Here is a 9,468-nt window from a genome sequence, read left to right as displayed (position 1 = left end):
ACGAATAGGAGGCCGGGCCGCCACCCGGCTTATTTCCCGCCCGCTAACTCAATAAAACTCCCCGTCACGTACGACGCCTTTTCGCTCAGCAGCCAGACAATCGCCTGGGCGACCTCTTCCGGCTGGCCGCCGCGCTGCATCGGCAGTAACGCTTTCACGCGGTCCACTCGCCCCGGTTCTCCGCCCGAAGCATGAATATCGGTATAGATCAGGCCCGGACGGACGCAGTTGACGCGAATGCCCTGCGCCGCCACCTCCAGCGACAGCCCCGTTGTCAGCGAATCCACCGCCCCCTTGGACGCGGCGTAATCCACATATTCACCCGGTGCGCCCAGGCGGGACGCCGCGGAAGAGACATTCACTATCGCCCCGCCCTTGCCGCCATGTTTGAAGGACATGCGTTTTACCGCTTCCCGGCAGCAGAGGAAGTAGCCCGTAACGTTGGTCGCCAGGACGCGGTTAATACGCTCGGCGGAGAGATTCTCGATGGTGGATTGCTCAAACAGAATCCCCGCATTATTGACCAGCGCGGTCAGCGGCTCGCCTTCGCGATCGAGGCTGTCAAACATCGCCAGCACCTGGGCTTCATCGCTAATGTCTGCACGTACGGCAAAGGCTTTACCGCCCGCCTCAACGATCTGGTTGATCACGTCCGTTGCGGCCTTAATGTTGTGATGATAGTTGACCGCCACGGTGTAGCCTTCGCGGGCCAGCTGCAGCGCGGTGGCCTTCCCAATGCCCCGGCTGGCGCCGGTCACAAGTGCAATGCCCATTTTCTTCTCCCAATAAAAAAGCCGGGTGGCGGCTTCGCCTTACCCGGCCTACGTTACTACATCAGCAATGTTACTGGTATTCGCTCATCGGCACGCAGGAGCAGAACAGGTTACGGTCGCCGTAGACGTCATCAAGACGCTTCACGGTCGGCCAGTATTTGTTCGCCACGCCTGCCGGGAAGACGGCCAGCTCGCGGGAATAGCCGTGGTTCCACTCGGCCACCAGCTCGTGCTGGGTGTGCGGGGCGTTAACCAGCGGGTTGTCTTCCAGCGTCCACTCGCCGTCCTGCACGCGGTCAATTTCCATGCGGATGGCCAGCATCGCGTCGATAAAGCGGTCCAGCTCGGCTTTACTTTCGGACTCTGTTGGCTCCACCATCAGCGTGCCCGCAACCGGGAACGACATGGTAGGCGCGTGGAAGCCGTAGTCGATCAGGCGTTTGGCAATATCCAGCTCGCTAATGCCGGTCTGCTCTTTCAGCGGACGAATATCGAGGATGCACTCGTGCGCCACGCGACCGTCGCGGCCGGTGTAGAGCACCGGGAAGGCAGACTTCAGGCGCGTCGCAATGTAGTTGGCGTTCAGAATAGCCACCTGGCTCGCCTGCTTCAGCCCTTCCGCACCCATCATGCGGATGTACATCCAGCTGATTGGCAGGATAGAGGCGCTACCGAACGGTGCCGCAGAGACCGCGCCCTGACGGGTCAGCATGCCTTCGATCTGCACCACGCTGTGGCCTGGGACAAACGGTGCCAGGTGCGCCTTCACGCCGATTGGGCCCATGCCCGGGCCGCCACCGCCGTGCGGGATGCAGAAGGTTTTGTGCAGGTTAAGGTGCGACACGTCCGCGCCGATAAAGCCCGGAGAGGTAATGCCCACCTGCGCGTTCATGTTCGCGCCGTCGAGGTATACCTGACCGCCGAACTGGTGCACCACTTCGCACACTTCACGGATGGTCTCTTCGTACACGCCGTGGGTGGACGGATAGGTCACCATGATGCAGGAGAGCTTGTCGCCCGCCTGTTCGGCTTTCGCGCGCAGGTCAGCCAGGTCGATGTTGCCGTTCTTATCGCACGCGACCACCACGACTTCCATGCCCGCCATCTGGGCTGAAGCCGGGTTGGTGCCGTGAGCGGAGCTTGGGATCAGGCAGATATCGCGATGGCCTTCGTTACGGCTTTCGTGATAGTGACGGATTGCCAGCAGGCCGGCATATTCACCCTGCGCGCCGGAGTTCGGCTGCATGCAGAGCGCGTCGTAACCGGTCAGTTTCACCAGCCAGTCGGAAAGCTGGTTAATCATCACGTGATAACCTTCCGCCTGCTCCGGCGGGCAGAACGGGTGCAGCTCGGAGAATTCAGGCCAGGTGATCGGGATCATCTCTGCCGCGGCGTTCAGCTTCATGGTGCAGGATCCCAGCGGGATCATCGCCTGGTTCAGCGCCAGATCCTTGCGCTCCAGAGAGTGCATGTAACGCATCATCTCGGTCTCGCTGTGGTAGCGATTGAAGACCGGGTGCGTCAGGATGGCGTCGTTACGCAGCATGCTGTCCTGAATGGAGCGGCTGTCGAGCGCAACGTCTTTGTCGAGCGCATCAATGTCCAGACCGTGCGCGTCACCCAGCAGCACGCTGAACAGGTTCAGGATATCGTCGCGGGTGGTGCTTTCATCCAGCGTAATGCCGACGGCGTTGTGGATGTCGCTGCGCAGGTTGATCTTTGCCGCGTCCGCGCGGGCCAGCACGGCGGCTTTGTCCGCCACGTCCACGCACAGGGTATCGAAGTAGTGGGCATGGCGCAGCTTAAGACCTTTTTGCTGCAGGCCGCAGGCCAGGATATCGGCCAGGCGGTGAATGCGGCTGGCAATGCGTTTCAGACCAGCCGGACCGTGGAACACGGCGTACAGGCTGGCGATGTTAGCCAGCAGCACCTGTGAGGTACAGATGTTGGAGTTCGCTTTCTCGCGGCGGATATGCTGCTCGCGGGTCTGCATCGCCATGCGCAGCGCGGTATTACCGGCAGCGTCTTTGGAGACGCCGATAATACGGCCAGGCATGGAACGTTTAAATTCATCTTTCGCGCCGAAGAACGCCGCGTGCGGGCCGCCGTAGCCCATCGGTACGCCGAAGCGCTGTGCTGAGCCGAATACGATATCCGCGCCCTGTTTGCCCGGTGCCGTCAGCAGCACCAGCGCCATAAAATCGGCGGCAACGCTGACAACCACCTTGCGGGATTTCAGCTCGGCAATCAGCGCGCCGTAGTCGTGCACTTCGCCGGTGGTGCCCACCTGCTGCAGCAGCACGCCGAAGACGTCCTGGTGATCCAGCACTTTGTCAGCGTCATCGACGATCACGTCAAAGCCGAAGGTTTCCGCACGGGTGCGCACCACGTCCAGCGTCTGCGGATGCACGTCCGCCGCCACGAAGAAGCGGTTGGCATTTTTCAGCTTGCTCACGCGCTTCGCCATCGCCATCGCTTCGGCGGCGGCGGTCGCTTCATCCAGCAGAGACGCGGAGGCGATATCCATCCCGGTCAGATCCAGCGTTACCTGCTGGAAGTTCAGCAGCGCTTCCAGACGACCCTGGGACACTTCTGGCTGATACGGCGTATAGGCGGTGTACCAGCCCGGGTTTTCCAGCATGTTGCGCAGGATCACCGGCGGCAACTGCACGTTGGTGTAGCCCATGCCAATGTAAGACTTATAGCGCTTGTTCAGGCCGGCGATAGCCTTCAGCTCCGCCAGCGCGGCGAACTCCGTGGTGGCTTTCCCCACCTGAGGCGGCGTGGCTAGCTGGATGTCTTTTGGCACAATCTGGCCGATCAGTGCGTTTAATGAATCCGCGCCAACCGTCTTCAGCATCTCCTGCTGTTGCTGAGCATCCGGCCCAATGTGACGTTCAATGAAGGCGCCACGGTTTTCAAGCTGGCTTAAAGTCTGTGTCATGAGCGATGGTTCCTGAAACGTGCAGTGAATCGTAGTTATCTGTAACGCTGTTGCCCGGTGGCGCTAACGCTTACCGGGCCTACGTTGATCTCCAGGCCGGATAAGCGCAGCGCCATCCGGCACAACGTTATTCGTCTTCCAGTAGTGCTTCGTATGCGGTCGCATCCAGCAGCGCGGCAACCTGGGATTCGTCGCTGGCTTTGATCTTGAAGATCCAGCCGCCTTCATAAGGCTCGCTGTTGACCAGCTCCGGGGAGTCGCTCAGCGCGTCGTTGACTGCAACAATCTCACCGCTTACCGGTGCGTAGATGTCTGATGCCGCTTTTACGGACTCCGCCACGGCGCAGTCGTCGCCCGCGCTCACGGTCGTGCCCACGTCAGGCAGGTCAACAAACACCATGTCGCCCAGCAGCTCTTGCGCGTGCTCGGTGATCCCGACGGTGTAAGTGCCGTCCGCCTCTTTGCGCAGCCACTCGTGTTCTTTGCTGTATTTCAGTTCTGCTGGCACATTGCTCATTGAAGTTCTCCTGATAAAAATAGTTAGGCGACCGGCTTACCGGCGCGAACAAAAATCGGTTTGGTCACGTTGACCGGCATTTCGCGGTTGCGGATTTGCACCACCGCCGTTTCGCCAATGCCTGCCGGCACGCGTGCCAGTGCAATACTGTAGCCCAGCGTCGGTGAGAAGGTTCCGCTGGTGATCACGCCTTCGCGAGGATTGCCGTCAGCATCGGTAAAACGTACAGGCAGTTCGCCGCGCAGTACGCCTTTTTCCTTCATCACCAGGCCAACCAGCTGTTCAGTGCCCTTCTCACGCTGCATCTCCAGCGCTTCACGGCCAATAAAGTCACGGTCAGCCGGTTCCCACGCGATGGTCCAGCCCATGTTGGCGGCCAGCGGAGAGACGCCTTCGTCCATCTCCTGACCGTAGAGGTTCATGCCCGCTTCCAGACGCAGCGTATCGCGCGCGCCCAGGCCCGCAGGCTTCACGCCCGCCTCCACCAGCGCACGCCAGAAATCAGCGGCCTTTTCGTTCGGCATCGCAATTTCGTAGCCCGCTTCACCGGTGTAGCCGGTGGTGGCGATAAACAGATCGCCCGCCTGCACGCCGAAGAACGGCTTCATGCCTTCGGTGGCTTTACGTTGCTCATCGTTGAACAGAGATGCGGCTTTCGCCTGCGCGTTAGGCCCCTGCACGGCGATCAGCGACAGGTCATCACGGACGGTGATGTCGATGGCATACGGTTCGGCGTGTTGGGTGATCCAGGAGAGGTCTTTTTCGCGGGTGGCGGAGTTTACAACGAGGCGGAAGAAATCTTCGGTGAAGTAGTAGACGATAAGGTCATCAATCACGCCGCCCGAGGCATTCAGCATGCCGGTATAGAGCGCTTTACCCGGCGTCTTCAGTTTGGCGACGTCGTTTGCCAGCAGATAACGCAAAAACTCCCGGGTGCGGCTACCGCGCAGATCGACAATCGTCATATGGGACACGTCGAACATACCGGCATCGGTGCGCACCGCGTGGTGCTCATCAATCTGCGAGCCGTAGTGCAGCGGCATCATCCAGCCGTGGAAGTCCACCATGCGGGCGCCGCATAACACGTGTTGTTCGTACAAAGGAGTCTGTTGAGCCATCTTGTCCTCGTTGAAAAATTCACCGTGAAACCCGGTATCGGCCCCGCTTTCGGGCACCGACGCAAACGTTCTCTTTTACCTGAACTTACCACCGAAAACGGCGGTTAACCATAAGGCAAAACAGGTCATCACATTAGCTTATGACCAAAAAACGCTGAAAAGCCTACAGAGTTATCCACTGGAAAAATGCGATTAACCCCGCACAAAATTAACAATGATCTAACAGGATTTAGCACATGGTGATATTTCGTGCGGAAAAACGGGCCGAATTTCTGTAACGAGAAAAACACGACATTAGATTATCTAATGCGAAAAATGACGTGAAATTAGAATATTTCAAACGAGGGAATTTCCCCGGCGCAGAGGCCGGGAAAAGAAAGTGTGACAGGGGTCTACATTAACGCAGCCAGTCCGGGAGGTCGTTCAGACCCATCGCCTGACGGAGGAGTTGGGGTTTAACACCCGGAAGAGTGTCAGCAAGCTTAAGGCCGATGTCGCGCAGCAATTTCTTCGCCGGATTTGACCCGGCAAACAGCTCGCGGAAGCCCTGCATACCCGCCAGCATCATTGCCGCGCTGTGCTTGCGGCTGCGCTCGTAGCGACGCAGGTAGAGATGCTGGCCGATATCTTTGCCTTCACGATGCAGGCGACGCAGCTCTTCTACCAGCTCCGCCGCGTCCATAAAGCCAAGGTTAACGCCCTGCCCGGCCAGCGGATGGATGGTATGCGCCGCATCGCCCACCAGCGCCAGACGGTGCGCCGCAAACTGGCGCGCGTAGCGGCCGGTTAACGGGAATACCTGACGCTCGCTTTCAAGCGTGCACAGGCCAAGGCGGTTATCAAAGGCCACGCACAGCGCCTGGTTAAAGGCCTCCGGCGTCGCCTCATGCATCTGCTGGGCTTTTTCCGGCACCAGGGACCAGACAATTGAGCACAGGTGCGGATCGGCAAGCGGCAGGAACGCCAGTATGCCATCGTTGTGGAAAATCTGGCGCGCCACGCCTCCGTGCGCCTCTTCGGTACGGATCGTCGCGACCAGAGCATGATGGCGGTAATCCCAGTATGTCAGCGGGATATCGGCTTTATTACGCAGCCAGGAGTTGGCACCGTCAGCACCGACCACCAGACGCGCGGTCAGCATGTCGCCACTCTGCAGGGTGATAAACGCCTCGTTTTCGCCCCACGCCACCTGCTGGATCTGCGCAGGCGCAATCAGCGTCACGTCGCTGCACTGCTGTGCTTTCTGCCAGAGCGCGTGGTGGATCACCGCGTTTTCAACGATGTGCCCCAGATGGCTATAGCCCATGCTTTCATCGTCAAAAGCAATATGACCAAAGCTGTCTTTATCCCACACTTCCATGCCGTGATAGCAGCTGGCACGGTGTGCCACAATATCTGACCAGACGCCAAGGTGCGTCAGCAGCTTTTCGCTGGCCGCATTGATCGCCGAGACGCGGAGTTCAGGCGGCGCATCCGGTGCAACGGGCTGAGGCTGCTTTTGCTCCAGCACCGCCACGCGCAGGCCGCTGCCCTGTAATCCGCAGGCCAATGCCAGTCCAACCATTCCGCCGCCAACGATGGCGACATCAACATTTTGCACGGTGATAACTCCTTAACGCGCGACCCAACCCAGGGTCCGCTGCGCCAGCACGTCACGTGCCGGAATGAATAATTCCATCGCCATCAGCCCAAGGTTGCGACCCGCAACCAGCGGTGCCCAGCGATTGGCAAAAAGATGAACCAGACCATCGGTCACACCGATGGTGGCCTCTTTATCCGCCTGTCGGCGCTTCTGGTAATGACTCAGCACCGAATAGGCCCCACAGTCTTTTTGCTCGCCCCACGCCTGCACCAGTGATTCGGCCAGGCTCATGACATCGCGTAAGCCAAGGTTGAAACCTTGCCCCGCGATGGGGTGCAGCGTCTGCGCAGCGTTACCGACAAGCGCCAGACGATGGGAGACAGACTGAGACGCCGTGGTCAGCGAAAGCGGGTAGACCGTCCGCTTGCCGGCATGGGTAATACGCCCCAGCCGCCAGCCAAAGGCTTTCTGCAGCTCGGTACAAAAACGTTCGTCGGACCAGGCCTTAACCTCTTCCGCCTTATCCTGCGGGTGACACCAGACCAGGGAACAGCGCCCGTCCGACATCGGCAGCATCGCCAGCGGGCCATGCTGCGTAAAGCGCTCAAAGGCCCTGCCGTTGTGGTCAGCTGCGGTAGCGACGTTCGCAATGACCGCCACCTGGCCGTAAGGCTGCTGGCGCCACTCCACGCCACACTGGGTGCCGAGCGACGAGCGCGAACCGTCCGCAGCGACCAGAAGCTGGCCTTCAAGGACGGTGCCGTTTTCCAGGGTCACGCTGACCGACGCGTCACTTCGGCTCACGCTGGCCACGCGCGCGGGGCAATGCAGCGTGACGCCCGGCGCGTCCTGGAGCAGGCGGAACAGACGCAATCCGACGTCGTGCAGCTCAACAACCTGACCCAGGGCATCAATCCGGTAATCCTGCGCGTCCAGCGTGACAAAGCCTGCATGTCCGCGATCGCTGACGTGAACGGTCCCGATCGCCGTAGCACGGTCGGCAATCGCCTGCCAGATCCCAATGCGGGAAAGCTGCTGGCAGGTGCCCTGCGCCAGCGCAATGGCGCGGGCATCAAAACCGGGGTGATTCGACGCCTCTGGCGCAACGGCTTCTACCAGGTGCACCGGAAGCTGGCCCTGCGTCATATGCGAAATGGCCAGCGCCAGCGTGGCCCCGGTCATGCCGCCGCCCACGATAATCACGCTCATGCGCGCGCCGCTGCCATCAGCGCCTCGATATCGTCAGCGTTTTTCACAACGCTCGCGGTCAGGTTTTCATTACCGGTTTCGGTAATCACGATATCGTCTTCAATACGAATGCCAATCCCGCGGTATTCTTCAGGCACGTCGGCATCCGGCGCGATGTAGAGACCCGGCTCCACGGTTAATACCATGCCCGGCTCCAGCACGCGCGAACGGTCGGCGCCGTATGCGCCAACGTCATGCACGTCCAGCCCCAGCCAGTGGCTCAGGCCGTGCATGAAATACGGTCGGTGCGCATTTTCAGCAATCAGGGTGTCGACATCCCCTTTCAGAATCCCGAGCCTGACCAGACCGGTAATCATGATGCGCACCACTTCGCCGGTCACTTCCTGCATGGAAGTCCCCGGACGATACAGTTTGAGCGCTGTCTCAAGGGATTCGAGAACAATGTCATAAATCGCGCGCTGTGCCGGCGAGAATTTACCGTTCACCGGGAAGGTACGGGTGATGTCCCCCGCATAGCCCTGATATTCGCAACCGGCGTCAATCAGCACCAGATCGTCGTCGCGCAGCGCACTTTCGTTTTCGGTGTAGTGCAGAATGCAGCCGTTTTCCCCGCCGCCGACAATGGTGTTGTAGGAGGGATAGCGCGCGCCGTGGCGGTTAAATTCGTGGTGAATTTCGCCTTCCAGCTGGTATTCGAACATCCCGGGACGGCATTTCTCCATGGCGCGGGTGTGTGCCAGCGCGCTGATTTCGCCCGCGCGGCGCATCACATTTAGCTCTTCCTCAGACTTGAACAGGCGCATCTCATGCACCACCGGACGCCAGTCCGTCAGCGTGGCCGGTGCGGACAGGTTCTGGCGCGAGCCTTTGCGCAGCTTATCCAGCGCGGTGAAAACAATCTCATCTGCGTACGCATATTCGCCCTGCGCGTGATAGAGCACGTCGAGGCCGTTAAGCAGCTGATAGAGCTGCTGGTTGATTTCGCTAAACGCCAGCGCGCGGTCAACGCCCAGCTTCGCCGGTGCGGCCTCTTGCCCCAGGCGGCGGCCAAACCAGATTTCAGCAGTTAAGTCTCGTACGCGGTTGAAAATCACGCTGTGGTTGTGGGTGTCATTGCTCTTAATCAGCACCAGCACCGCTTCCGGCTCGTTAAAGCCGGTGAAGTACCAGAAATCGCTGCTCTGGCGATAGGGATATTCGCTGTCAGCGCTGCGCGTCACTTCAGGCGCAGCAAAAATTAGCGCGGCGCTGCCCGGCTGCATTTTCGCCAGCAGCGCCTGACGGCGTCGCGAATACTCTTGACTCGAGATAACCATGACACCCTC

The 9,468-nt window shown here is 59.9% G+C and carries 7 protein-coding genes; all 7 read right to left on the bottom strand.

The window, feature by feature from the left end:
• Positions 1–29: 29 nt before the first annotated feature.
• On the bottom strand, positions 30–773 hold the full coding sequence (locus tag ACVCAM_RS15920; protein WP_021242055.1) for an SDR family oxidoreductase: 744 nt from the start codon (positions 771–773) through the stop codon (positions 30–32).
• A gap of 70 nt (positions 774–843) precedes the next feature.
• Complete coding sequence (gcvP, locus tag ACVCAM_RS15915) at positions 844–3,717, bottom strand: aminomethyl-transferring glycine dehydrogenase (RefSeq protein ID WP_407223633.1); 2,874 nt, start codon at positions 3,715–3,717, stop codon at positions 844–846.
• 127 nt (positions 3,718–3,844) lie between these two features.
• Positions 3,845–4,234, bottom strand: a complete 390-nt coding sequence (gene gcvH / locus ACVCAM_RS15910; protein ID WP_008499718.1) for a glycine cleavage system protein GcvH — start codon at positions 4,232–4,234, stop codon at positions 3,845–3,847.
• Positions 4,235–4,257: 23 nt separating this feature from the next.
• Positions 4,258–5,352: a glycine cleavage system aminomethyltransferase GcvT gene (gene gcvT, locus ACVCAM_RS15905; RefSeq protein ID WP_008499719.1), complete on the bottom strand. Its 1,095-nt coding sequence runs from the start codon at positions 5,350–5,352 to the stop codon at positions 4,258–4,260.
• Positions 5,353–5,749: 397 nt separating this feature from the next.
• Positions 5,750–6,952, bottom strand: a complete 1,203-nt coding sequence (gene ubiI, locus ACVCAM_RS15900; protein ID WP_407223634.1) for an FAD-dependent 2-octaprenylphenol hydroxylase — start codon at positions 6,950–6,952, stop codon at positions 5,750–5,752.
• A 12-nt stretch (positions 6,953–6,964) separates the two neighbouring features.
• Positions 6,965–8,143 carry a 2-octaprenyl-6-methoxyphenyl hydroxylase gene (gene ubiH / locus ACVCAM_RS15895; protein WP_407223635.1) on the bottom strand — a complete coding sequence of 393 codons (1,179 nt, stop codon included), beginning with the start codon at positions 8,141–8,143 and terminating at the stop codon, positions 6,965–6,967.
• A complete protein-coding gene (pepP, locus tag ACVCAM_RS15890) occupies positions 8,140–9,453 on the bottom strand; it encodes a Xaa-Pro aminopeptidase (protein ID WP_407223812.1) in 1,314 nt (437 codons plus the stop codon). The genes ubiH and pepP overlap by 4 nt, the downstream gene beginning before the upstream one ends.
• Between the last annotated feature and the right edge of the window lie 15 nt (positions 9,454–9,468).

The organism is Enterobacter sp. CFEC122, from assembly GCF_052983755.1.
Note: the sequence above shows the minus strand (reverse complement) of the source record. Positions and strands in the feature narration are given on the sequence as shown.